24 protein-coding genes are annotated in these 26,824 nt (G+C 38.2%); all 24 read left to right on the forward strand.

Annotation, left to right across the window (positions count from 1 at the left end; translation table 11 throughout):
* Positions 1-63: 63 nt before the first annotated feature.
* The 24 genes from MuYL_RS13335 (at position 64) to MuYL_RS13450 (ending at position 26,495) form a co-directional block, all read left to right on the forward strand.
* Positions 64-759: a UpxY family transcription antiterminator gene (locus MuYL_RS13335; protein ID WP_245845533.1), complete on the forward strand. Its 696-nt coding sequence runs from the start codon at positions 64-66 to the stop codon at positions 757-759.
* A complete protein-coding gene (locus MuYL_RS13340; RefSeq protein ID WP_094571050.1) occupies positions 734-2,032 on the forward strand; it encodes a nucleotide sugar dehydrogenase in 1,299 nt (432 codons plus the stop codon). The genes MuYL_RS13335 and MuYL_RS13340 overlap by 26 nt, the downstream gene beginning before the upstream one ends.
* A 9-nt stretch (positions 2,033-2,041) precedes the next feature.
* Positions 2,042-3,481 (forward strand): lipopolysaccharide biosynthesis protein, encoded by a 1,440-nt coding sequence (locus MuYL_RS13345; RefSeq protein WP_094571051.1) that lies wholly within the window; start codon positions 2,042-2,044, stop codon positions 3,479-3,481.
* Positions 3,478-4,659: a DegT/DnrJ/EryC1/StrS family aminotransferase gene (locus MuYL_RS13350; protein ID WP_094571052.1), complete on the forward strand. Its 1,182-nt coding sequence runs from the start codon at positions 3,478-3,480 to the stop codon at positions 4,657-4,659. The genes MuYL_RS13345 and MuYL_RS13350 overlap by 4 nt, the downstream gene beginning before the upstream one ends.
* On the forward strand, positions 4,656-5,510 hold the full coding sequence (locus tag MuYL_RS13355; RefSeq protein ID WP_094571053.1) for a glycosyltransferase family 2 protein: 855 nt from the start codon (positions 4,656-4,658) through the stop codon (positions 5,508-5,510). Before MuYL_RS13350 ends, MuYL_RS13355 begins: the two co-directional genes overlap by 4 nt.
* 25 nt (positions 5,511-5,535) lie before the next feature.
* Positions 5,536-6,654 (forward strand): glycosyltransferase, encoded by a 1,119-nt coding sequence (locus MuYL_RS13360; protein WP_094571054.1) that lies wholly within the window; start codon positions 5,536-5,538, stop codon positions 6,652-6,654.
* A 30-nt stretch (positions 6,655-6,684) separates the two neighbouring features.
* Complete coding sequence (locus MuYL_RS13365; RefSeq protein WP_094571055.1) at positions 6,685-7,461, forward strand: DUF2334 domain-containing protein; 777 nt, start codon at positions 6,685-6,687, stop codon at positions 7,459-7,461.
* 68 nt (positions 7,462-7,529) lie between these two features.
* Positions 7,530-8,807, forward strand: a complete 1,278-nt coding sequence (locus tag MuYL_RS13370) for a DegT/DnrJ/EryC1/StrS family aminotransferase (protein WP_094571056.1) — start codon at positions 7,530-7,532, stop codon at positions 8,805-8,807.
* A 10-nt stretch (positions 8,808-8,817) separates the two neighbouring features.
* On the forward strand, positions 8,818-9,414 hold the full coding sequence (locus tag MuYL_RS13375) for a sugar transferase (RefSeq protein WP_094571057.1): 597 nt from the start codon (positions 8,818-8,820) through the stop codon (positions 9,412-9,414).
* A gap of 49 nt (positions 9,415-9,463) precedes the next feature.
* The gene (locus MuYL_RS13380) at positions 9,464-10,675 is read left to right on the forward strand and encodes an O-antigen ligase family protein (protein ID WP_211710137.1); all 1,212 of its coding nucleotides are present in this window, start codon (positions 9,464-9,466) and stop codon (positions 10,673-10,675) included.
* Positions 10,676-10,690: 15 nt separating this feature from the next.
* Positions 10,691-11,752, forward strand: coding sequence for a glycosyltransferase (locus MuYL_RS13385; protein ID WP_094571058.1), 1,062 nt, complete (start codon positions 10,691-10,693; stop codon positions 11,750-11,752).
* A gap of 16 nt (positions 11,753-11,768) precedes the next feature.
* Complete coding sequence (gene asnB, locus MuYL_RS13390) at positions 11,769-13,610, forward strand: asparagine synthase (glutamine-hydrolyzing) (RefSeq protein ID WP_094571059.1); 1,842 nt, start codon at positions 11,769-11,771, stop codon at positions 13,608-13,610.
* An 18-nt stretch (positions 13,611-13,628) separates the two neighbouring features.
* Positions 13,629-14,360, forward strand: coding sequence for a hypothetical protein (locus MuYL_RS13395; RefSeq protein ID WP_094571060.1), 732 nt, complete (start codon positions 13,629-13,631; stop codon positions 14,358-14,360).
* Positions 14,357-15,268: a glucosamine inositolphosphorylceramide transferase family protein gene (locus tag MuYL_RS13400; RefSeq protein WP_094571061.1), complete on the forward strand. Its 912-nt coding sequence runs from the start codon at positions 14,357-14,359 to the stop codon at positions 15,266-15,268. Before MuYL_RS13395 ends, MuYL_RS13400 begins: the two co-directional genes overlap by 4 nt.
* 2 nt (positions 15,269-15,270) lie before the next feature.
* Entirely contained in the window at positions 15,271-16,368 is a 1,098-nt protein-coding gene (locus tag MuYL_RS13405; protein WP_094571062.1) for a glycosyltransferase, read from the forward strand.
* A 33-nt stretch (positions 16,369-16,401) separates the two neighbouring features.
* Positions 16,402-16,899 carry a hypothetical protein gene (locus tag MuYL_RS13410; RefSeq protein ID WP_157740842.1) on the forward strand — a complete coding sequence of 166 codons (498 nt, stop codon included), beginning with the start codon at positions 16,402-16,404 and terminating at the stop codon, positions 16,897-16,899.
* Between the two features lie 92 nt (positions 16,900-16,991).
* Entirely contained in the window at positions 16,992-18,077 is a 1,086-nt protein-coding gene (locus MuYL_RS13415) for an NAD-dependent epimerase (RefSeq protein ID WP_094571064.1), read from the forward strand.
* Between the two features lie 204 nt (positions 18,078-18,281).
* Entirely contained in the window at positions 18,282-19,721 is a 1,440-nt protein-coding gene (locus MuYL_RS13420; protein WP_094571065.1) for a pectate lyase family protein, read from the forward strand.
* Positions 19,722-19,973: 252 nt separating this feature from the next.
* Positions 19,974-21,116, forward strand: coding sequence for a glycosyltransferase family 4 protein (locus MuYL_RS13425; protein ID WP_094571066.1), 1,143 nt, complete (start codon positions 19,974-19,976; stop codon positions 21,114-21,116).
* A 32-nt stretch (positions 21,117-21,148) separates the two neighbouring features.
* Positions 21,149-21,952, forward strand: coding sequence for a phytanoyl-CoA dioxygenase family protein (locus MuYL_RS13430; protein ID WP_094571067.1), 804 nt, complete (start codon positions 21,149-21,151; stop codon positions 21,950-21,952).
* A gap of 33 nt (positions 21,953-21,985) precedes the next feature.
* Positions 21,986-22,957, forward strand: coding sequence for a hypothetical protein (locus MuYL_RS13435; RefSeq protein ID WP_094571068.1), 972 nt, complete (start codon positions 21,986-21,988; stop codon positions 22,955-22,957).
* Entirely contained in the window at positions 22,954-23,460 is a 507-nt protein-coding gene (locus MuYL_RS13440) for a GNAT family N-acetyltransferase (RefSeq protein ID WP_094571069.1), read from the forward strand. The genes MuYL_RS13435 and MuYL_RS13440 overlap by 4 nt, the downstream gene beginning before the upstream one ends.
* 25 nt (positions 23,461-23,485) lie before the next feature.
* On the forward strand, positions 23,486-24,538 hold the full coding sequence (locus MuYL_RS13445) for a GNAT family N-acetyltransferase (protein ID WP_094571070.1): 1,053 nt from the start codon (positions 23,486-23,488) through the stop codon (positions 24,536-24,538).
* Positions 24,539-24,731: 193 nt separating this feature from the next.
* Complete coding sequence (locus tag MuYL_RS13450; RefSeq protein WP_245845536.1) at positions 24,732-26,495, forward strand: polysaccharide biosynthesis protein; 1,764 nt, start codon at positions 24,732-24,734, stop codon at positions 26,493-26,495.
* Positions 26,496-26,824 lie beyond the last annotated feature (329 nt).

Consider the following 26,824-nt stretch of genomic DNA (forward strand, 5'->3'; position numbering starts at 1 on the left):
CCGGTAAGTTTAATGTCGATGTTTTTGAAAGCGTATAACCTGTAAGTGGTATAGCGAAGCTTTATGTTACGGTTATCAGCCACTAACATCAGCAAACTAATTGAGCCGGACGCTTTTCCGGTAGCAATAACAGCCTGTAAGTGGTATAGCGAAGCTATACCAAACCACCAAATAAACATTCAATTTAAGAGTTTTATGGAATCCAAATCGGCCGCAAGCTTTTTGCACGAAAAAAAATGGCTGTTGATATATACCCGGCCAAAATGGGAGAAAAAAGTAGATCAGCTTTTAAAGCAACAGGGGATTGAATCATACTGTCCGTTAAGAACAGTTCAGAACCAATGGGCCGATCGTAAGAAACTGGTAAGCCTCCCAGTATTCAATTCGTACGTATTTGTCAGGGTTACACCACGGGAGGAATGTGAAGTGCTTTACACCCTAGGCGTAATCAAATTTGTTTACTACATGGGCAAACCAGCCGTCATTCGCGATCACATCATAGAACAGATAAAAATCAATCTGACACTTTACCAAAACGTGGAAGTGGTGAATCTGCAAAGTATAAATATCGGTGACAGGGTAAAAATAAAACAAGGTGTATTTATAAATCAATCAGGCCAGGTAATTCAAATTATGGGAAAGAAGATTCTTATGGTTTTTGATCAAATAGATTGTGCGCTGGTAACCTGTATACCATTTGGTCATGTAGTATTAAACAATATAAAAAACGAAAATGAAATCACTTCAGGAAACGTATAAAATCGGCGTTATTGGTCTTGGCTACGTTGGGTTGCCATTAGCTGTAGAATTTGCTAAACAGTATAAGGTTTTTGGTTACGACATTAATCCCAAAAGGATTAAAGACCTTATTTCCGGTTTTGATCAAACAATGGAAGTTGGCAAACCTGAACTGGAGGAAGTAATTACCCTCGAATGTACAACGCTTAAAGGCTTGTACTGTACCAATGAACTTGAAAAATTAAGAAACTGCTCAATTTACATTGTAACAGTGCCTACGCCGGTGGACAAAAACAACCGGCCTGACCTTAGCCCTTTGATAAAAGCCAGCCGGTTAGTAGGCAGCATCCTGAAAAAAAACGACATCGTTATTTATGAATCTACGGTGTATCCGGGTGTTACCGAAGATGAGTGTGTGCCGGTACTTGAACAAGCATCAAACCTTCATTTTAACATTGACTTCTTTGCAGGATACTCGCCTGAAAGAATCAACCCCGGTGATAAAACACATACAGTGGCAAAAATACGCAAGATAACCTCTGGCTCAAATGCAAAAACTGCAGAAATTGTCGATCAGCTTTACCGTTCCGTTATTTCTGCCGGTACTTTTAAAGCCGATTCGATAAAAGTGGCTGAAGCAGCAAAAGTTATTGAGAATGCGCAGCGGGATATAAACATTGCCTTTGTTAATGAACTGGCTATGATATTTAATAAACTGGGCATTGATACCCACAAAGTACTGGAGGCCGCGGGGACAAAGTGGAATTTTTTAAATTTTAGCCCCGGATTAGTTGGTGGCCATTGTATTGGCGTAGATCCATATTATCTGGCGCAGAAAGCTCAGGAAGTGGGATACCATCCTGAAGTTATTTTAGCGGGCCGTCGTATTAATGATGGTATGGGAGCTTATGTTGCAGATCAATTCATCAAAAAGATGACCCAGAAAGGCACCTCCCTTATCAATGCAGAAGTGCTTGTGCTCGGTTTTACATTTAAAGAAAACTGCCCGGATGTACGAAATACCCGCGTAATTGATATTATTCGCCGCCTTGAGGAATACAAAGTAAAAGTCCACATTCATGATCCCTGGGCAAACCCCGAACAGGTAAAACACGAATATGGAATTCATTGCGAGAACGGTGAGTCTAAAAAAAGGACCTATGACGGGATTCTGCTGGCAGTTGCGCACCAGGAATTTAAAAAAATGGATTTAGCACACCTCCTTAAACCTAACGCAGTTTTATACGATTTGAAAGCATGTTTGCCTGATAATATAGTTAATGCCCGCCTTTAGGCTACCGATATGAGTTTAAAAGATAAAGCAGTATCAGGCATTCTGTGGTCGTTATGGCAGCAGTTTAGCGGAAAATTGATAGGCTTCTGCATCTCCATCTTTCTTGCACGACTACTCGAACCGGCGCAGTTTGGTTTAATTGCGATGTTATCGCTCTTTATTGCCGTAGGAAACAGCTTACTGGATAGCGGCTTAACAGCATCACTGGTACGGACACAAAATGCAGATCAGCGGGATCTATCAACTATCTTCTATTTCAACCTCGCAGGAAGTACCACTTTATATACGATGCTTTACCTGGCCGCCCCGCTGATCGCCGATTTTTATAATCAGCCGCTTTTAAGAGCTGTAGTACGCGTTTACGGATCAATTTTTATAATCAATGCTTTTTTTGGAGTACAAAGCACCTTGCTTATAAAAGAACTGAAGTTCAAAAAACAAACCAATATTCAAATTCCGGCAGCTATTAGCGGCGGTGTACTTGGAATTGTACTGGCAAAAATGGGATATGGCGTTTGGAGCCTGGTTTGGATGTATTTGTTTACTGCCTTTTTATCGACAGTTTTACATTGGTACTTCTCATCCTGGCGCCCGGCATTGATATTTGACAGGCAACGTTTTAAAAATCACTTTCGGTTTGGTTATAAAATAACATTGTCGGGAATACTGGATACCATCTATCAAAACTTGTATTTGATAATTATAGGAAAATACTTTTCAGCCAGCCAGCTCGGGTTTTATTCGCGCGCCGACTCTGTTAGCCAACTGCCGGTCGGAAATATATCTGCAGCAATTAACAAGGTTACTTATCCAATGTTTGCTCAGATTTCTAATGATCTAGTCCAGCTAAAAGCTGTTTACAAGAAACTAATGCAGCAAGTACTTTTTTGGAACGCGCCTACCTTAATTGTATTATGCGTTGTAGCCGAACCGTTGTTTCACTTTTTACTTACAGATAAATGGCTACCTGCGGTACCTTATTTCAAAATACTGTGTATTAGCGGTATTATGTACCCGCTGCACTCATACAATTTGAATGTTTTGAAGGTACTGGGTAAGAGTTCCTTGTTTTTAAAACTCGAAATAGTAAAAAAAATACTTAGCGTAGCCGGGATACTTTTATTCATTCCTTTTGGAATTTACGGGCTCTTATATTTTCAGCTTTTTTTCAACTTCGTAGCTTATTATATCAATTCTTTCTACAGCGGTAAATTAATTTTTTACCCCGTTAAAGAACAAATTGAAGATATACTCCCAATCCTGATGTTAGCAGGTTGTATTGGAATTGCGTGTTATGTTATTGACCTTTTTCTTGTTTCAATTTTTACGCCGGACTTATTGAGAATTGCGGCAATAACAGCTCTTTATACATTTTTTTACTACGTTTTTAGTGTGCTGATCAAACTACCGGCAGTCGGAGATTTTAAACAATTAATTCTAAAAAGATGATACCAGTAACCAAACCTTTTCTGCCCTCAGAAAAAGAATTTAAAAGTTATACCAAAAGTATCTGGGAGAGGCAATGGCTTACCAACAACGGCCCATTGGTGAATACACTTGAATTGAAATTGAAGGAATATTTGGGTCTTGACCATTTATTATTTGTCTCGAACGGAACGGTTGCTCTTCAACTGGCTATCAAAGCTCTTGATTTAAAGGGAGAGATTATTACAACACCATTTTCGTTTGTTGCAACAACAAGCAGCATAGTTTGGCAAGGCTGTAAACCTGTTTTTGTTGATATCGATCCTGAAACATTTAATATTGACGCAAGTAAAATAGAAGCAGCAATTACGCCGCAAACATCGGCCATCCTGGCTACTCATGTTTATGGCAACCCATGCGATATAGAGGCAATTCAGCGGATTGCTGGTAAGCACAATCTTAAAGTAATCTACGATGCTGCTCATTGTTTTGGTACGCGCTATAAAAACAAATCAATTTTTGCTTACGGGGACATCAGCACAGTAAGTTTTCACTCAACTAAACTATTCCACACCATTGAGGGCGGGGCTGTGATAACAACAGATCCTGATATTTTGAAAAAGCTGGCGCTAATGCGAAATTTCGGGTATTCAGGGGTGGATACTTTTTCTGAACAGGGAATTAACGCAAAGAATTGTGAATTTCACGCTGCTATGGGGCTTTGCAACCTTGGGCATATCGACGATATTTTAAAAAAACGCAGGTACTTATCTGAACAGTACCGGCTGCGCTTAAAAAAACTCGACGTACAATTTCAAAAATTGGAGAATCCGGAAGACTTTAACTATGCTTATTTCCCGGTATTATTTGAAACTGAAGAGTTGATGCACGAAAGTAAGGCGAACTTGGAGTTAGCCCAAATTTATTCCAGAAGGTATTTCTATCCTTCGCTGTCAGCCCTCCCCTACGTTGACAATGTTATTATGCCTGTATGCGACTCCATTGCGAAGCGTATCATTTGTCTGCCATTATACCATACATTAACGATTTCGGACCTGGATCTTATTTGCCGCATTTTGTTACGTTCGCAAAACTTTGGCGAAAAGCAAATGGCCAGGGCCAAACAAATAGGTGTATTAATAGCCGAACAGCTAAAATCAAAAATAAAAAGCGCAGCAGTTAAAACAAATGGAATTTTATGACGAATCAACCCATGGTAAGCATTTGTTGTATCACATACAACCATGGCCGGTTTATTGCCCAGGCAATTGAAAGCTTTTTAATGCAGCAGACTAATTTCGAATTTGAAATCATAGTCGGTGATGACTGCTCGAGCGATCAGACGCTAAAAATCGTTAAACTATTTTCGCACAAACATCCCGGGAAAATAAAATTGATTACCTCGCCAAAGAACCTTGGGACACATAATAACCTGATCAATTGTCAGAAATTTTGTACCGGAAAATACGTTGCGCTTTGCGAAGGTGATGATTATTGGACTGATATTTTTAAATTGCAAAAGCAGGTTGACTTTTTAGAGCAAAGCGTTGACCACGTTATTTGCTGTCATTATACAAGGGTGATTAATGAAAACAATGAAACACTATATGTGCATCCCAACCCGATACCACTTGAACACACCTATTTTGATCTTTTGTCCGGAAAGCAGGAGGAAACAAAAACAGCGTCTATGCTTTACAGGAACTTTCCTGAAATAAACCAGTTATTTGCAAAGCAGTGGTTTTTTAATTGTTTTGCCGGAGATAAGATCTTTAAACTTTTCGCAACTCATTTATCCGGAAAAAAAATCTATGTGATGCCGGACGTAATGAGTTGCTATCGTAATCACACGGGCGGCGTTTGGAGCATGATTGATTCAAAAGTAAGGATGGAAAGAAGGATCAGCGATTTTAACCTGATCATAAAGAACTTTACCTATCCGACCTATAAAAGAAAAAGTCTTTTGCTTTTATACATTAAAGAATATCTGTTATTTGAACTAAGGAATAGGCGGCTACGCAAAGTATATAGTACCTTAAAATACTTGATTTAACTTGTCACATGCAATTATTTTATAAGTGAAAAGTAATTCCAATTTAAAGCAGTCAAAGGTATTTTTTATCATACCGACTTTGAATGGTGGTGGAGCTGAAAGGGTTCTTATTTCTATAGCTAACTACTTCGTTCAGCTAAAGTGTACTCCGGTTATCATTGCATTAAATCAATGCGAGCCTGCATACGTGATAAATCCTGCGGTCAAAGTTATATTCCTGGTTCGCAGACAAGGGAAAAGAAGTTTAAGGTTATATTATATATTTCAAACTTCTTTTAAATTGATGGCGCTAATATTGAGGCAGAAGCCCGTTTGTGTATTATCGTTTATTACTTCGGCAAATTTATGGGCCGGAATAACCTGCACTATTACCAACACACCCTTTATTGTATCTGAAAGAACAACTCCTGACAGAACCATAAATCAATTTAGTTATTTGCTTAAACTGATAACTGCTTTATTATATAAAAAAGCAAAGGCCGTTGTAGTTAGCGCAAAAGGAGTTGAAGATTGTTTACGAAAAAATGAATTGTTTAAGGATATAACTAATGTTTACCGAATTCCGAACGCGGTACCCGAATTTGATAATCCTTCCACTAGATTAGTTCATTCAAGACCATTTATTCTGGGTGTAGGCCGGCTTTCGTATGTAAAGGGATTCGACCAGCTGATAACTGCTTTTAGCAATGCACAGCTGGATGGGGTGGATTTGCTGATAGTTGGAGATGGTGAAGAAAAGAGCAATTTGATTTGCCAGATTTATAACCTTGGCTTACGAGACCGTGTAAAGTTGCTGGGCGCTAAAACAAATTTGCAAGATTACTATAGCCAGGCAGAAATATTTGTTTTACCCTCGCGAAATGAAGGATACCCTAATGCGCTTGTTGAAGCAATGAGTTTTGGTTGCCCTTGTATTGCAATGAATTGCGAATTCGGGCCGTCAGAAATTATTAAAAATAAAAAAAATGGCATTTTATTACCTAACGGCTCCATTGACGCACTATCGAATACGCTAAAACAATTGATTGCTGACCCTTTATTAAAAGATAACCTGAGCCGGGAAGCAATAAAAATTAATAAAACCAATAATGCAGACCAGTTGCTGGGCAAATGGGAGCGATTAATCTTAAGCCGGCTTACTTAAAACTGCGTCGCTTTGTTAAATTAAAATTTCATGGTACAGTATTTAATCCGTCTTGATGATCTATGTCCAACGAATAACTTAAGTAAATGGGAAAGGTTTTTTGATCTGTTTGATCATTACGACATTAAACCGATGATTGCGGTTATCCCCGATAACAAAGATCCAGGTTTAAATATATGCGGAGATTTCAATCCAGTTTTTTGGCAGTTAGTCCGTGACCTTCAAAAAAGGAACTATTTCATAGCCTTGCACGGTTTTCAACACCTGTATGTAAATGAAAACTCTGGAATATTGAAGCTCAACAAAAAATCGGAATTTGCTGGCTTATCGTTGCCGGATCAGGAATTAAAGATTAATTCCGCTGTGCAAATCTTCACACGGGAAAATATCGATTCGTCGATGTTTATTGCACCATCACATACATTTGATCGAAATACGCTGATAGCATTAAATAAGTGCTCCGATATACACACTATTAGTGACGGATTAATAAAACATCCATATTTAAAGTATGGCTTTAGCTGGATCCCGGTGCAGCTATCAGAAGTTGAAGCTAAATCAAGCGGCACCTGGACTTTTAATTATCACCCGGAAACTTGTACCGATAAGGCTTTTGAAAAAGTTAGAGATTTTATTCATAAAAATCACAAACTTTTTGTACGCCCGTCTGATCTGACATTTAAACCATATACGTCCGTTGACTTTATTGCTGAAAAATACCGCATTTATCGGCGTTTGGTTCGTGATTTCGTAAAGCACAATTTATTGGCTTGCAAGACCCGGTTCAAATACCAACAACCTCTTTAACCAGGAATCATCATTCACTTGAAAGTCGCACAGATATTTTCCTACTATCAATTTTAAACACATACATCATGAATATTCCTTTTTCACCGCCGTTTATTGATCAGTCTGTAATTGATGAAGTTGTACACACACTCCAATCTAAATGGATAACCACGGGTCCTAAAGTTGCCGCTTTAGAGAATGAAATAGTAGCAATGACTTCGTGCAAAGCAGCAGTTTGTATAAACTCATGGACATCGGGTGCCATATTGATGTTGAAATGGTTCGGTATAAAAGAAGGGGACGAAGTAATTATACCAGCTTATACTTACAGCGCTACCGCCCTGGCCGTACTGCACTGCGGGGCCAAACCAGTAATGGTAGATATAGGTGATGATTTTTGCATATCGCCGCAAGCTGTTTATGACGCTATAACTCCGAAAACCAAGGCTATAATTCCTGTTGATATTGCCGGCTGGCCGTGCGATTATGACAAGTTAAACGCTATAATTACAAATAGGAGAATTTTAAAATTGTTTGTACCGGAAACCTTTGAGCAACAAAAACTCAACCGGATTTTACTGATAGCAGATGCAGCACACTCTTTGGGCGCAAAATTTGACGGGGTTGCATCGGCAAAAAAATGCGATGTTACTATATTTTCATTTCACGCCGTTAAAAACATAACGACAGCAGAAGGCGGTTGTGTTTGTCTTAATTTACCTGCAGTATTTGACTCAATTGCTGAATACAGGTACCTTAAAATGTACACGCTTAACGGTCAAACCAAAGATGCTTTTTCTAAATTAAATGGTGCAGGCTGGAAGTATGATATCCTTTTTAAAGGCCTTAAAATTAATATGCCCGACATTTGCGCAGCTATTGGGCTTGCCCAGATCAGAAAATACAGCAGCTACTTACTTCCGTTACGTAAGCAAATTGCTTTAAGGTATTGCAATGGTTTTAAAAATACCAGCTGGTTTATCCAGCCGCCGCTGATCGACAGCAGAAGGGAAACAAGTTATCATTTGTTTCCGTTGCGGATCAGCGATATTACTGAAGAGCAGCGCGATAAAATCATTGACGATTTGACAAGCATGGGAGTAGCAGTAAACGTACATTTTATACCAATGCCTATGTTAACATACTTTAAGGCCCTTGGCTACCGGATTACAGATTATCCTACCACGTATAAACAATTTTCATGCGAAATTTCATTGCCAATTTATCCGCAACTCTCAAACGAAGAGATCGATTTCATTATTGAATCTGTAATTTCATCAGTACAAAAGCAACTTACCTATTCCATATTACCATCGGTTGATTTGCAGACTGATAAATTGCGGCAGGTAGGAATAGCTTCTTAAATTATTGTTTATGATGCTTAAAAGAGCTTTTGATATCTGCCTATCCTTGACAGGCATAATAGTGTTAAGTCCGTTATTTATACTTACCGGGTTGTTTATTATGATTGATTCCAACGGACCGGTACTATACATTCAGCAGCGAGTGGGCCGTAACTGCATCGATTTTGGATTGTTAAAGTTCAGAACAATGTACGTGCACGCCGATAGGTTGGGTTGTTTAACCATCGGAAGTCACGACCCTAGAATTACGCGTATTGGCCTTTGGCTTCGTAAGTTTAAAGTTGACGAATTACCTCAATTGTTTAATGTACTGGCAGGACACATGAGCTTTGTAGGCCCGAGACCCGAGGTTCGCAAATACGTAGATCTCTATACACCTTACCAGCTAAAAGTGCTTAGCATTAAACCAGGGCTAACAGATTGGGCATCAATTCAATATTTTGATGAAAATGACTTGTTGGCGGGCTCGGATGACCCCGAAAAATTTTATATAAATAAAATTATACCTTCAAAAATCACATATAACCTCAAATATATTGATCATCATAATTTATGGGTAGATCTGAAAATCATCGCCGGTACTTTAAAAAAGATATTTCATACGTAATCCCGATTCATCTGGTATGTTGCTCAAAAAAATGATGGTATACGGTTTCATGACCCTATACCTTTATACACTCGCTTTTGGTGTTTTCATGACCACTACTTTGAAAATACCAGCCCCTCTTGTCTTTGGTTTGCCTTTGCTCCTTTTCACATATAAACAGGTTCCCTCATTCACTTATTATAGGGAAACGGGAATGCTGGCGTTTGGGTTATTGTTATTTTATGTAATCGGTACTGGCGATAATCTTTCATTTGTTGCATACCTTATCACGATTGTAACCTGTGCGCTTTACTTTAATTATTTTGTAGGTTTTAATAAAAGGCGCTTTACTGTTTCAATTATCATTTTTTTTTTACTGTTGTTGCTTTCTATGGTGATAATGGTCCTGGATCACAGTTATCAATCTATTATCGATCCTTTAAGAAGCAGGATGCTTGACGACAGAATAAAACAAAGCCCGTCGGGCTTAGCAGCAACTCAGTTTACATTTGGTTACCAAATTGCAGCCTTTACAACATTCGCAGTTGTAGCCACATTTGTCTTCAACCGGCATTTTTTTATAAAAACACTGGTGCTTTGTATCTGTCTCGTATTTATTTACCTGGGTATGAACCGTTCTGCATTTGTAAGCTTCAGTTTAGCACTCACTGTATTTTTGTTAGCCTATTACCGGTTTAAAGCTGTATTTTTCATTGTAGCCGTTTTAGCAGTAGGGTTTGGAATTTACACCTATTTTCTAAAGAATAACCTGGACGATAAAAACAACATCCTCTCAAAAAACCAGGCAAAAGAAGCTAACGATTTTAATCGGGCCGGCATGGCCGTTGAAAATTTAAAAGTTTATGCAGATTACCCGTATGGATTGATTTTTTACGGTAAAAATTGGGAAGATGCAACTTACAGAAATCCAGCCTTTCCTTTTGGATTAAGCTCTCATAACGCATATTTAATGTTTTTAACTTATTTAGGCCCATTCTTGTGCATTGGGTTATTGGCCGCGATTTACTATCGAATAATCCGCCTTTCCCGCGAAATTATAAGTCATATAAGATTAAAGCACAACACAATACTTGCATGCCTGCTTTTTTCATTTATTTCGGTATCATTTAACGCATTGTCTCATAACGGATGGTTACTAACTGCGGACGGGCCAACATTATTTTTATACTTCAGTTTGATGCAGGGAGCTAAAATTTACTCCTTGCCACCCAAAAATGTATTCGTTGAAAATGTTGCTGAATTAGTTAATGCAGTTTGTTGATTTTCCAATCTCCACATGAAAAAAAAGATATTCCTAATTGTGAGTTCCCTGGGAGCAGGTGGTTCTGAACGGGTTTATTGGTTACTTTCACAATATTTTTGCATGGGCGAATACGACGTCTCGGTTGTTTTTTTGAGAGCAGACGAACAGTGTTTTTCAACTAAAATAGAAGGTATCCGGTTTATTGATCTAAAAACCATTAAAGCTTCCAGGTCTTTTTTTAAGTTGTACAGGCTGTTAAAAACAGAACGGCCATTTGCTGTATTCTCAACAACAGATCATATTAATATTTTAACTTCAATGGTAGCGTTTTTTGTAACGGTGCCTCATCTTATCGCCAGAGCCTCAAACAATCCGCAGCAAATGAAAGGTTTCTATGACAAAAAGGCCCGGTTCTATAATCTGTTTACCCGTCTTTTTTTCACCCGGTTCAATTTCATTGTTTGCCAGACAAAGGAAATGAAAGTTTCGATGACTGAGTTATATGGAATTGAATCAAATAAGTTAAAGGTTATTCCAAATCCGGTATTAAAAACACTTTTACTCAAAGACGATAAAATTAATTCAACAAAAAAAAGGCTGATTGTAGTTGCCCGACTGTCAAAAGAAAAGGGACTAACAAGATTACTTGAAATTATGAGCCAGCTACCTGATAACTATATGTTAACAATTGCCGGCGCCGGGCCGTTAATGGCGTCTCTTAAAGAAGAAGTTAGTTTACGTACGTTGGATAGCCGGGTTACATTTTTGGGGCAGCTTAGTGCAGTACCGGCGCAAATTGCAAAGCACGATCTGTTTGTCTTGAGTTCTTACACAGAGGGATTCCCAAATGTTGTTCTTGAAGCTTTGTCTGTCGGCGTACCTGTAGTTTCGTTTCGTGTAGGCGGGATAAATGACGTTATAGTAGAATCCTTTAACGGATATGTTGCAGAACAGAACGATTTGGCACAATTTAAAAAACTTGTTATAAAGGCCTGTTCGCAAACCTGGAATTATGCTGAAATTAAAAATGATGTTTACGAGCGCTTCGCTTTGGAAAACGTTGGCCGGTGTTATTCAAACCTGCTTCTAAATTAAGTAAAACTATACTAACATGTGCGGAATTTACGGATCTACGATTTATTATGACGATCACATTGTGAGAGCTAAATTGCATAAGGTGCAATTTCGTGGGCCCGATTATTCCGGATTTGAACGGATCAATAATGTAATTTTAGGGCATAACAGGCTAGCCATTGTTGATCTTGACCACCGTTCAAATCAACCCTTTACCTACCATCACCTAAAAATTGTGTTTAATGGCGAAATCTACAATTATCAAGCGATCAAAGCTGAATTAAAAACGTTCGGTTATCTGTTTAGTACTAGTTCAGATACTGAAGTTCTTGCCGCAGCCTATCTTCAATTTGGTGAAAATTGTGTCGATCATTTTAACGGGATGTTTGCTTTTGTAATATATGATACCCAAGCACAAACTATATTTGGCGCCAGGGACAGGCTCGGGAAAAAGCCTTTCTATTATGCCCAAAACGGCACTGATTTTGAATTTGCCAGCCAGCCATCGCAAATCATCATAGCACGAAATGTAAGTATTGATCAGCAGGCAGTTAATGAATATATGATATGGGGGTACGTGCCTGAACCACGATCAGCCTGGCAACAGATAAAAAAATTACAGGCAGGGCACAAGTTTACTTTCAGCACTACAACCGGCATTTTTAAAACCGAAAAGTACTGGGACTTGAATTTTTCAGAAACAGGCAGATACATAGGGAATTATTCAACGGCTGTCTCAGAATTAAAAACGCTTTTAAATGATTCCGTTAAAATACGGATGCAGGCTGATGTCGGGGTTGGTGTCTTCTTGTCAGGGGGAATTGACTCTTCGCTAATAGCCGCACTGGCTTCGGCACAAACAGACCAGGTAAAAACCTTTTGCATTAAATTTAAAGAAAAAGAGTTTGATGAAAGTGTTTTTGCAGAGAAAATTGCCCGGCATTTAAAAACAAATCATCATACAATTGAGTGTAACCCGGATGAAGGAATTTCACTAATTGAGAACTTTGGAGATTTTTTTGATGAGCCATTTGCTGACTCCAGCGCTATACCAACTTTACTATTAAGCAAATATACAAAAAGACATGTTACTGTAGCGCTAAGCGGTGACGGCGGTGACGAAAGCTTTTCAGGATATACCAGGTACAAATGGCTGGGTCACGCTAACCCGTTATTTAAACTACCAAATAGTGCCAGAAAAATGCTCGCTGAAATAATTAAGTTGTCTCCTAATTACCGGCATAAACTCATTGCAATGGGAATTTCACAAGTTGATATCAAAGCCCTGTATGCTTATATGTTTGGTGGCCTGGAGTTTTCATGGCTTGGAAAACCTGATTTAGGATTAAACGTTCCATACATGGAGATTTGGTCGTCCCCTACCCTTAGTCTTCAGCAAAAAATGTCAGCTTTTGATATTAAGACCTATCTGAACGGAGATATTAACACAAAAGTAGACCGCGCTTCAATGGCGTTTTCGCTTGAAGCCCGGGCACCGCTTATGGATTACCGGGTAGTTGATTTCGCCAACACGCTGCCTGATCATTTTAAATTTGGAGGTGGGATTCAAAAGAGAATTTTAAAGGATATTTTATATCAATATGTGCCTGCTAACTTATATAACCGGCCTAAATCCGGGTTTGCAATACCTTTTCGCCATTGGTTTAAAAACGAATTGAAAGATTATGTTCTTGATCAGTTATCCTATCACGAATTATTGGAGATTCCCGGCATTGACGCCCGGAAAACGTCAATCATTATAAAAGAACACATGGCGGGTACGTGGAATCGTTTCCCACAAATTTGGAAATTGCTGGTGTTCAAACAATGGCTTAAAAACCAACAAACGCATAGCATACCCGGCTATCACCTGGCATAACATCAACCACTAATTTATATGCTTCAAATTAAGATTTCGGGGTTTGGCGGAATTCCGTGTAAAATTATCTGGTTTGCTTCCCGTCCAAAGATCTGGGATTGCATCAATGGTTATTACAAGCAGAGTACCTGTTCAGTGCCTGTTATTGGTTATCGCAGGGAGTTGTTTTTTACCAAAATCATTGACCTTAATTCAACAACCGCCGATTTAGAAGCCGGGTTTGATCAAAAAACTGCATATGAGATACGGCGAGCCGTTAAAGACGGAATAGCGACAGAACAAGAAACTGATTTAAAGTACTTTGAAAAATTCTACAACCTATTTGCCCAATCAAAACAGTTACCCCAATTAAGCCGAAACTTCATAAATTATGAAGCTAACATAGTTATAACCAAAGCAATCTACAATCAGGAGGATATAGTAATGCACGCTTATCTTACAGATGCAGCGCTTAAAAGAACCCGGTTGCTTTATTCAGCATCGTTATTCAGAACAGAGACCGATACGCAGATAAGGGCAATTGCCGGAAGAGCGAACCGACTGCTGCATTACAAAGACATGTGCTATTTTAAAAACCTGGGGTTTGGAACCTATGACTTGGGGGGGTATGCGCAGGGTACGAACGACGAGTCCTTATTAAAAATAAACCAGTTCAAAGACAGTTTCGGCGGTAACTTAAAACAGGAGACAGACTATTATCCTGTAACAGCTGTAATTATTTCTGCTATAAATAAAATTTTTAAAGTATGAATCCTTCCAGCCCATTAATTAAAGCATTTTATAAATTATTTGCTCACGACAAATGGAACATCGGTTATCTTTATCAAACTCCCGAAAGCCTTATCCAAAGTAAAAAACTTAACGGACCTATAAATTGGTTTAAGGAAGACAAAGCTGATTATTCGGCCGACCCGTTTGCCGTAAAAATAAAAGGAAATACATATTTATACTACGAAGAGCTTAATTTTTGGAAAGGGAAAGGCGAGATAATGATGCTCGACTGCCTTAATTTCAAAAACAAGAAGAGAGTTTCGGGCATAATGAAACAGCAAGTTCACCTCTCTTACCCCCATATTATTAAAGAAAATAATGATCTATACTGCATCCCGGAAACGTCGGCTGCGCAACAGATAGCGCTTTATAAAGTGGATAAAGAAGCTCCAACTATTTTTAAAAAAATAAAAGTAGTATTAAAAGGAAGTGAGTTTGTAGATAGTTCGATAATTAAATATGGGGGGAAATATTGGTTATTTACAAGCATTTCAAAAAAGCCAGATCATCTCTACATTTTCTCTGCCGACTCATTACTGGGCATGTTTAAACCCCACTCGCTTAACCCAATTAAAGTTGAACCATGTTTAAGCAGGTCAGCAGGTGGTTTATTTATTGTGGATAACAGGCTTTATATGCCCAGCCAAAACCATCAAAAATGCTATGGTGGATCTATTATAATAAATGAAATTACGCTGCTTAATCAAACGGAGTTTAAATATACCAGCGCTTTTGAAATATTGCCTCAACTACCATACGGCGAAGGTTTACACACTATAAATTTCAGCGAAGGTTTACTGCTGGTTGATGGTAAACGTAAAGTATTCAGCTCGCTAGCTCCGGTTAAAAAGCTTGTTAAAAAACTCAGACTAGCATATAACCTTTAAAAATGGATTCAATTAATAAAAACATAGTTTTTGTATCTATGTCTGACGCCGGAAACGGTGCAGAAAAGGTGATGCTTATGGCTGCAGCTGTGTCAAAAGCGCCAATGATATTTCTTACCAAAGTAGCTGTCGATGGTTTGTGCTTACCTGCTGATCAGCCTGCTCAGTTTATAACCTCAAAAGGGATGATTGCCGGTTTCTTAGGGCTGGCAAACGCTATTAAAAAATATCGTCACGATTTCACAATCATCGCCTCACACTCCTATCTAAGCGCATATTTAGGTTTTTTAAAACGCATAGGATATATAAAATCGAAACTTATTGTTAGAGAATGTACCTCTGTTTTCACGAGGTTTACCGGTATTAAAAGATGGACTTATCGAATAGCTTATTACCTGGGTTACCCGGCCGCAGATTTAGTGATCTGTCAGACAGATTTGATGAAAGCCCAATTCATTAGCCACGTCTCTTATGTCAAAGCCCACAAAGTAATAGTCGTAGAAAATCCTGTTGACATTACCCAAAACCTGCTAAAAGCAGATGTTTTTGTGAACGATCCTGACCTGGATGCGGAATTTATATGCGCGGCAGGGAGATTAATACCTGAAAAAGGATTCTCCATTTTAATAAGAGCCTATAGCGTTATAGCGAAACAGTATCCTGCTTTAAAGCTGTTAATTTTGGGCCACGGCCCGGATAAAGCAAATTTGATTAAATTAATTTACGAACTGGGGCTTGAGCGCCAAATTATTCTTAAAGGAAGAAGTGACAATCCAATGCCATACTTTAAACGTGCAAAAGTGTGCGTGGTGTCGTCCATCAAAGAAGGCTTTCCGAATGTGTTGCTTGAAATGATGAGTTTGAACCATGTTGTTGTTGCAACACTGTGTGCGGGCGGTATTGAAAGTATCCCGGGCATTTACAAGGCCGACGTAAATAACACTGATTCGTTAATGTTAGCTATAAAAGATGCTATCGAATTGCACACACCGCTCAAAAAAAACTCAACCCGCCGTTATCTTCAAAACAGGCAGCCTGAAGTTTTCATCTCTTCAATTTTAAATACTCTCAGCTTCAGGGATCTTTATTCAAATTGCTGATTTTAGACTTTCACACCCTAAATTTTTATTGATATGAAAACGCTTAGTTTACTAAGGATCATTACGTCATTATGTATAATGGCGGGTCCCCTAATTTTATTCAGTAGTTGTAAAAAGGAAGCCCTTAGTTCGACGATCAAAACAGAGAAAACGCCACCGGTTGAAATTAGTCCCGGGCTGTACCTTATTGACTTTGACGGGGTAAGGGCAGATGGAGGCTTTTGTTATAAAATTGGTTATGATTTGGACGGTGGAGATTCAAACGCAGAGCCTACAAAATCAAAGATGCGAATTTTCGAAAATGGGATAGAATTATTTCCGCCACATTCCGTACACGATGACATCCGCAACTATGGCGGCGGACGTTTTAGTCACTGGGGCTCAACCTTATATTTTTCAACATCAGACAATACCAACCCCATCACTAATGGAAAACAATATACCTGCACATTAGACGGTATGGCATATCCAAAAACAGACACGGTTGTAACACATGCCGTAAATCCTCAACCAGGCAAAGTAGATCAATGATACAACTGACATTATAGCTCAACAGCTGAAACCTCAAAATATCCTTATTTGCCTTTCTCAAAGGCTTCACCTCACTTTTAAATTAAACCCTTATGAAAATTTTAGTTACCGGTACTGCCGGTTTTATTGGCTTTCACGTGGCCAGGCGTCTCTTAAAACGTGGAGATACAGTGATTGGCATCGATAATTTAAACGATTATTATGACGTAAATTTAAAGTATGCGCGCCTCGCGCAGACAGGTATTACGTTGTCGGATGTTGAATATGCCAAACCGGTCACTAGCAAAACGTTCAAAAACTATACATATGTCAAACTGGACCTGATGGATAAAATAGAACTGGAAAATCTTTTTGAGACATACCATTTTGATGCTGTTTGTAACCTGGCTGCCCAGGCCGGTGTACGTTATAGCTTAACAAATCCTGAAGTTTATATCGACTCAAACATTAAAGGATTTTTAAATATCTTAGAATGCTGCCGGCATTTTAAAGTTAACCACCTGGTTTATGCAAGTTCGTCGAGCGTTTATGGATTGAATAAGAAATTCCCCTTTAGTGAGCACGATATTGCCGACCACCCGGTGTCATTATACGCAGCATCGAAAAAAGCGAATGAAATGATGGCACATACTTACAGCCACCTTTTTAACTTACGAACAACCGGCTTACGTTTTTTTACAGTATATGGCCCATGGGGCCGGCCGGATATGGCCTTGTTTATATTCACTAAGGCAATGTTGGAAGACAAGCCGATTGAGATATTCAACAATGGCCAAATGAAACGTGACTTTACATATATAGACGACATAGTTGATGGTATAGTTCATGTGATAGACAGCCCGGCGGAAAGCAATGCAGGTTGGGACCCCAAAAAACCAGATCCTGCCACTTCAACAGCACCATTCCGGATCTTTAATATCGGAAGAGGAACACCGATCAGCCTGTTGGATTTTGTTCACGAAATTGAAGAGCAAACCCATAAAACCGCTCAAAAATGTTTCTTGCCTATGCAGGATGGAGACGTAGCTGAGACATGTGCCGATGTTTCAAATCTCGCTCAAATTTTAAATTATAAACCACAAACATCAGTACATACTGGGGTGTCCAGGTTTATTGCATGGTATCAAACATTTTACAAGGTCCAGAAACACGAAATTGCAGTTTTACCTACTGAATAAGGCGCCTTAATTGTCATTTAATTGTCATAAACTGTGCAATTTTAACTATAAGTTTACAGTGGTTAATTGTCAACGCAACACTTTAACCACCTCTTAACCAGTTGTTTTTGTTTTTCGAGATTCATTCAGACACTTTTCATAAAAAGTATAGGTTGTAATTTTCTCGCGGGTACCCCGTTCGAGAACACTATAATTTAAAAATTCATGAAAAGAAACAAAAAAACTATTAAAAACGTGGCTTTCGCCAGCTTGGCATTAGGTGCAATTCTATTATTTGGAAGTTGCAAAAAAGGAACAGAAGGTACATCACCTACCACTGACAGTACAGCTTTATCTGCAAGTATTGCAGGGGCCGGTATTACAAATGCAGCTGCTGCTGCGACTGTTTACAATGTAGATGTAACAGGGTTAAGATCCGATGGCGGTTATGCTTACAAAATCGCTTATCCCTTAACACAAACCGGTGATTCAAACACAGCACCAACAGCGTCTTCGCTTGCTCTGTTTGAAAATGGAGTTAAGCTGGGTCCTGCGCATTCTGTTCATCAGGACATTCGGGACCTAGGTAAAGGCCGGTACAGTCATTGGGGTACTTCATTGATTTTTTCGGCATCTGACAACACAAATCCCGCAACAAATGGCAGGAAGTATACATTTTCATTTGGTGGCTCAGATACTACCGCATCAACAGGCGGAAGCGGTTCCGGAACTGGAACTGGCTCCGGAACAACCAACAGTACAGGCGTAGATGCCGGACTTGTAGGTTACGCGCTTGTTAATGGCACAACCACTGGAGGTAAAGGCGGTAACTCGGTTACAGTAACCTCTATCTCTCAATTAAAATCTGCAGTTGCAGGCTCCTCTCCTAAAATTATCTATGTGAGCGGAACAATTACAGGTGCCGGTGATGACCTGGTGTATGTAGGCTCAAACACATCAATAATTGGTAAGCCGGGTGCAACCTTAGTAGGTTTAAGCCTCTTTATGGAAACCGTGAATAATATTATCGTCCAGGATATTAGGTTTAAAAACTATGTGTATGATGCAGCAGTTATGGTAAAATACGAATCAACCCACATTTGGGTTGATCACTGTGAGTTTTCTACAGACAGGACCCACGGCTGGGATTATTGGGGTAAAGATATTTCAATTACCCGCGCCTCTGATTTTTGTACGATTTCATGGTGTAAATTCCATGATACTAACCTTTCGGTATTAATAAGTGGTGGAATAATAGGACATGAAGCCGATAAAGGCAAGCTTCATATTACATTGCACCACAATTACTGGTATAATGTAAGTGAGAGAGAGCCCGACATGAACTACGGAAGTGTCCATTTGTTTAACAACTATCACTTAGACAACAATGATTATTCTATCGGAGCAAGAGCAGGCGGAAATGTCAGAACAGATAATGAGTATTTTCAAAACTGCGCTAAGCCATTATCTACGAATTTAGCAGGTGATCCTCCAGGCTATTTTAGCGGTGTAACTACAAACGTTTATGCCAACTGTGGTAAAAATGATATTACTACTCCTATTTCTACTTGGGTTCCGGCATATTCTTATAAAGCAGCGCTTGATGTGGCTGCCAACGTACCTTCAATAGTTACAAAAGGAACAGGTCCACGTGCTATACACTAAATATTATACGTTCGCATAATCATTAAACGCGAATATAACACCACAAGCTATGTTTAATAGTTTGTGGTGTTTTTAAACATACCTTATCCTTAATTAACATAGCGCTTGCGCTTCTCTTTTTTTAAGATATATTTCTTTAAATGAACAGGCTCCCCCAACCTGTTTTATAATACCAATTATCCGGTACTGTTATATAATCCCAATAATATTTTACCGGCGTTTACCTGACTTACCATTTCACAAGATATTATCATGATCAAGACCGGGCAAAAAATTCTCATTGTGGGCGATACAGCCCAGGCATTAATGGATTTTAAAGGAAAATTAATTGAAGAATTAGCCGAACAGCATAAGGTATATGTTTTCACTCCCCCAATCCTAAAAAAACAGTATAGGGACAAGCTAACGCTGATGAAAGTTGGGATTTACGAAAGCCAGCTGAGAGGCAGTAACGTCTCGATTATTTCAGATCTTAAGTATATTGTCAATTTGTACAATGTGATTAAACAGGTACGGCCCGACATTTTTTTCCCCTCTACCTTTAAACCTGTCATTTATGGAACTTTACTGGCCAAATTATGTCGCGTTAAAAGGATAGTACCCATGCTTTCAGGACTGGGGTACAACTTTACTGAAAAAGGCAAAAACGGACTGTTAAGTAAAATAACACGGATTTTATTAAAATTCAGCCTGTTACACTCCAGGAGCCTAAAGATCATATTTCAAAATAAAGATGATTACCAAACATTATTATCATATAACATACTGAACGAAAAGCATAAAGCATTTGTAGTAAGCGGCTCGGGTGTTGACCTTGATCACTATAAGTATGACGAGCCTGATACCAAAAATATAGGCTTTTTAATGATGGCACGGCTAATAAACGCCAAAGGCATTTATGAATATTTTGAAGCAGCCAAAGAAATCCGTTCCCGTTTCCCAAACATAGAATTTAAGCTTATCGGCCCTTATGATAACAATGTTGACGCAATAAGCGCAGAATTATTTAAAGAAATAAACAGCGGAACCATCGTGCAATATGTAGGTAATGTAGATGATGTGAGACCATACGTAAAAAATGCCGCAATAGTAGTTTTGCCTTCTTATTATGGCGAAGGAATCCCCCGCAGCCTGCTGGAAAGCATGGCAATGGGGCGTCCTATCATAACCTGTGATTCAGTTGGTTGCAGGGAAACCATCGTATCATCACCTGCAATAAACGGATTCCTGGTACCACCTAAAGATGTACCCGCACTTGTTTCAAAAATGGAATATTACATCAATAATCCACACGCTATCCGCACTGACGGTTTAAACGGCTTGGCTTACGCAAAAAAAAGATTCAGTGTTTATTTGGTTAATGCAGATGTGCTTAAAATAATGGAATTAAAATAACACAATGATTATTAACTAATTAAACTCAAGTTATGGAAAACAACTTTCTTTATTCTGAAAAGAACTTTTGCGATTTTAAGCATTCCATGGATCATTATGGATGGGTTATTTATGAAGATGTTTTATCAACCGATTTTGTTGAAAAGATTAATGATGATTTGGAAGCGGCATACATAGACCGGCGAAAAATCCAGGAAAAAAATGGTATCAGCGCAAATATGGACGGAACGCTGCACCATCTGGTTGAGAGAAATAATTTCAGCATCCCCTTTCTGGAAAAAATGATCTGTGATGATGAGATCCGTAATTTTTTAGGTGGCAATTACATTCTTAATGGATTAAATGCAGTAATCCACCGGAAGCAGGAACACCCTTATTTGAGCAACATGCACAGGGATGTGCGAACATTTAGTAGCGACACCAAAATGCTGTTACAGATGATTGTAACATTAGATGATTTTACTAGGCTAAATGGGGCAACATATTTCCTTTCGGGATCGCATAAAATTGACCTAAGACCAGATGAAACTTACTTTAAAAAATTTGCAGATCGCGCAATAGCCCCTCAAGGTAGTATCATTTTATTCAACTCAAATATCTGGCACGCGGCAGGAGAAAATTATACAGACGAACCAAGAAGAGCATTGACATTAGGTTTTACGCGCCCGTTTTACAAACAGCAATTTGATTACACACGTTTTTTAGGTTACGATTTCGCTTCACAATTAAAACCTGATTTACAACAGGTTATTGGCTATAATTCCCGAATCCCTGAAACTCTTGACGAATACTACCAGCCACCGGAATTAAGAATGTATCAGCGCGATCAGGGTTAACTACAACCTCCAATAAACCTATAATTAATTACCATGCAAAAAGACAGAACTGGTTTGGAATCGATTGGGGGATATTTTGAACTTCAGCTAACGGAAGGAGAAGAATTCTATCCAAACCTTATTAAACTAAACACCGGACGCAATGCCCTGGAATATATCTTGAGACAAAAGAAATATAAAAAAATATACCTCCCGTATTTTACTTGTGATGTGTTGCTTGAACCTGTTGAAAGGCTTAAAATAGCAAGACAATTTTATTCAATTGATCCCAGGCTTGATCCTATTATTGATTTTGAACTTGAAAACGATGCATGCTTTTTGTACACTAATTATTTTGGACTTAAAAGTGAGACTACCCAGAAATTAGGTAGTAAAATCCAAAACCTGATTATTGACAATTCCCAGGCTTTTTTTTCCAAACCGCTGCCCGGCGTTGATACATTTTACTCGTGCCGAAAATTTTTTGGTGTTCCGGATGGTGCTTATTTACAGATCAATAAAAAATCAAACCGGAAATTTCCGGTGGACGTCTCGTATCATCGTTTTCTGCATCTAATAAAAAGCATTGATATGGGCGTAGAAAAAGGTTATGCCAGTTTCCTGGCTAATAACAAAGATCTTGAGCGTAATAATATAAAAACCATGTCGTATTTAACTCAGAAGATCCTTGCGGGTATTGATTACAAAGAGTGTGCAAGGATTAGGAAACGAAATTTCAACTTTTTACATGAGCACTTAAAAGAACACAATCTATTTAAGTTCAGCTCAAACGGGCACCACTCGCCGATGGTGTACCCTTTTTTAACTAATGACAGGCAACTGCATCTGCATTTAATTCAGAAAAGAATATATGTACCAACCTATTGGCCAAATGTATTTGAGTGGACCGACGCAACCATGTTTGAAAATTACCTTGCACGTTGTTTAGTGCCGTTACCTATCGATCACAGGTATAGCCTTCAGGATATGTTATTTATGTTAAATACACTAAAACAATTTTTATGACAATTTCAGTATACCTGCGGCCATTGATTTTATCAGATGCATTAACATCTTTTCAATGGAGAAATGATCCGGAAATTTGGGTCTATACTAAATTTAAACCCACTATGTACATTACGCCGGAGTTAGAAACGGAGTGGCTGCGGGAAAACCTTAACAAACCCAACCAAAGCCGGTTTGCAATATGTTTAAAAGAACTTGACACATACATAGGGAACGTTCAACTACTTGATATAACTGAATGCGGGGGAGAATTGCATTTGTTTATTGGTAATAAATTATACTGGGGAAAAGGTGTTGGTTACCAGGCAACTATGCTATTGCTGAGGTTTGCTTTTTTGGAAAGAAACCTGGAACTTGTTTATTTACGGGTGCATCCTGCAAACATTCCTGCAATATCCATTTATGAAAAGGCAGGCTTCGAAATTACAGGCAAAGAGGATGGGCTTATCCGAATGTCCGCATTGAAGAAGAATATCTTAAAACTCGGTTTTCTCAAGAAATGATAAATAAAAAATTAAACTCAAAAATATGACCCAATTATTTACTATCGCGGATAAAAATGAATGGAATTGGTATGTCCAAAACGCAATGGAATATGATTTTTGTCATACCTGGCATTATCATCACATCGACACCAGCGCATCCTCCTTGCTATTTATTTATGAAGAAGGTACTGATTTTATAGCGCTGCCTTTAGTAAAAAGGCAAATTCCCGGAAGCACTTTTTACGATCTGACATGTGTGTATGGTTTTTCAGGCCCAATTTCAAATAAAAAAATGGAGGATTTGGGCGACACGATGATTGAAAATTTCAAGGCCGCTTTCCTTGATTTCGTGGAAGCCGGAAAATATGTTTCTGTATTTTCAAGAATGCATCCATTTTATAAACAACAGATATTACTTGAAACGCTTGGCGGAGTACATGAAAATGGCCTGACAGTAGTTTTAGACCTATCAATAAATATTGAAGAACAACGAAAACGGTACCGGCAATCAACGATGGATGCTGTAAAACATGCCTGGAAAAAAGGTTTTAAAGTACGAGAAGAAAAAGGGCCGGCCGCCGTAGCTACTTTTATTGAAATCTATAATGAAACCATGTCGCGTGTGGGCGCTTCTGATTCTTATTTATTTAGCGAAACATATATTAATCAATTAATTAACACAGAAGAATATCATGCCAAAATATTAATGGTATATGATGGCGATACTGTAATATCGTCTACTATAATTATTTTTACCAATGGTATAATTCAGGCCCATCTTGTTGGTACGAGAACAAAATACCTATGCCACAGCCCAACCAAATTCCTGGTGGATGAAATTACCATAATTGGAAGAGCATTAGGTATGCGCTATTATAACCTAGGTGGTGGAGTTGGTTTTAAAGATGATACTATTTTTAAATGGAAAACGTCTTTCACCGATTATGTTTTGCCCTACAAAAGCTGGCGCTTTATAGCAAATCCATCCGTTTACCAGCAACTTCTTCATGAAAAAGGTATTGATGAAAATTCTGATGTAGATTTTTTTCCTCTTTATCGCTATAACCAACCTGTCTCATCGCTAATATCTATTTAAAATGATTTATATAAAAAATTTAATTTTCCCCGAAAAAATATATTCGAGGTGGTTAATACTATTAATTGATTTTTTTATAGTGGTATTATCCCTTTGCCTTTCATTTTATTTGAAAGGTGAACCATATCTTAAATTATATAATCTTTATGCAATTATATTATATAGCATTTGTGCAACTTTTGTTTTTTTGTACATGCGGATACACACCCGCATCATCAGGCACTCAAATACCAGGGACATGATGCGTGTTTTTGCGGCGGTGCTTATTAGTAATATCCTTTTTACATTGATTTTAACGATGCCGTTTTCCCCTTATTTTAAATTCAGCTTAAGCGGAGTTGCGCATGTGTTAATGATAAATATCTTCATATCCTCATCCTTGTTAATGGGAATGCGAATTGTTATCAAAGATCTGTTTGTTTATATCTGCGTGCCGGGTTATACATTAAAAAAGGACAACGTGTTAGTGTATGGATCAAACAATTCAGCAATTTTAATCAAGAACGCAGTGGAGGCACAAAATGAGCTTAAAATAAATGTACTTGGGTTTATTGATTCAAAAGCAGATAAAATACATAAGCATCTTGAACAAAAACGCGTTTACCCGATACAGGATATCGCTTGTTTAAAACAAAAATATGCCGTCAAAACAATGTTTTTTACCGCCGAAGGACTAAATAGCGACTGTAAACGGGCGGCGCTGGACGAATGTATTAAACTGGGAATTAAAGTAATAACCGTCCCCCCATCCAAACAATGGATTAATGGCAGACCAAATTTAAATGAGTTCAAGGATTTAAAAATCGAGGACCTTTTAGAGCGTGCGCCTATTGAATTATGTAAAGACCACGTTTTTGATGAGCTTGACGGGAAAAAAATTTTGGTTACAGGAGCGGCGGGCTCTATTGGCTCAGAGATTGTAAGACAAATATTAAGTTACAATCCAGAATATATAATTCTTTGCGACCAGGCTGAATCGCCCTTGCATGATATCCAATTAGAAATAGAGGATGGGATTTACGCCGGCAAAACACGAATTTTTATTGCAGATATTAAAAATACGACCCGCATAAAAACACTGTTCAATTTGTATAAGCCTCAAATTGTTTTCCATGCTGCCGCTTACAAGCATGTACCTATGATGGAAAACAACCCAACCGAGGCAGTCTTAACAAATATATGGGGAACTAAAAATATTGCAGATATATCGCTTGAGTTTGGGGTAGAAAAATTTGTAATGATCTCTACGGATAAAGCAGTAAGGCCAACCAATATTATGGGAGCCACCAAACGTATCGCCGAAATGTATATTCAATCGTTGAACAACGCTATGCTTAATAGGCAACACAGATTTGACGGCCAAAGCGAAGGGTGCCTTTGCCAAACAAAATTTATAACCACCCGGTTTGGCAATGTACTCGGCTCAAACGGATCTGTAATACCACGGTTTAAATCACAAATTGAACGCGGGGGCCCTGTAACAGTAACTCACCCGGATATAACACGCTATTTTATGACCATACCTGAAGCCGTACAGCTTGTTTTGGAAGCCGCAGTAATGGGAAAAGGTGCCGAAATATTTTTATTTGATATGGGAGACCCTGTTAAAATCACCGACCTGGCAGCAAATATGATAAAACTAGCCGGTTTAAAACCCGGAAAAGATATTGAAATTATTTTTACAGGCTTAAGGCCGGGAGAGAAATTATATGAAGAGCTTTTAAATGATGAGGAACTGGTAATTCCCACGTATAATAAAAGCATAAAAATTTCAAAAACTATCTCCAACTGCTATATAGATGTTGACAATTTAATTAAAGATTTGCTGGAACTCAACGCAAGTAATAATATTGATTTGATGGTTTCGAAAATGAAATCTATACTTCCTGATTTTATAAGTAATAACTCAAAATATGAGAAGTTAGATCTCAAAATGGAAAAATTAGAGATATTATAATATTTACCACTAACTAAAAATTTACAATTACTAAGCACCACAGTTTTGCCCAATTACCAGAGATCATTTAAAATCTTTTATCAATAATCTGGTTATACGCGAAATAAGCTTAATTATGAAAGAAATAAAAAAATTGCGAATATACAAAAAAAAACGAATTACCAAATTTGACTTTGATTATGTTTTCAGGTTGATCAGCGTCATTTACAGCTGAAAATCTTATCTATACATTTATGAACAAAATTTAAATAACAACGAAGCAATATTCTGATTTGACTATGAAATTAGTTACTCTCAGGAAACCTGTAAAAAAGATCACAATGATAAAA

It is taken from the genome of Mucilaginibacter xinganensis (genome assembly GCF_002257585.1).
In the GTDB taxonomy this organism is placed as follows: Bacteria; Bacteroidota; Bacteroidia; order Sphingobacteriales; family Sphingobacteriaceae; genus Mucilaginibacter; species Mucilaginibacter xinganensis.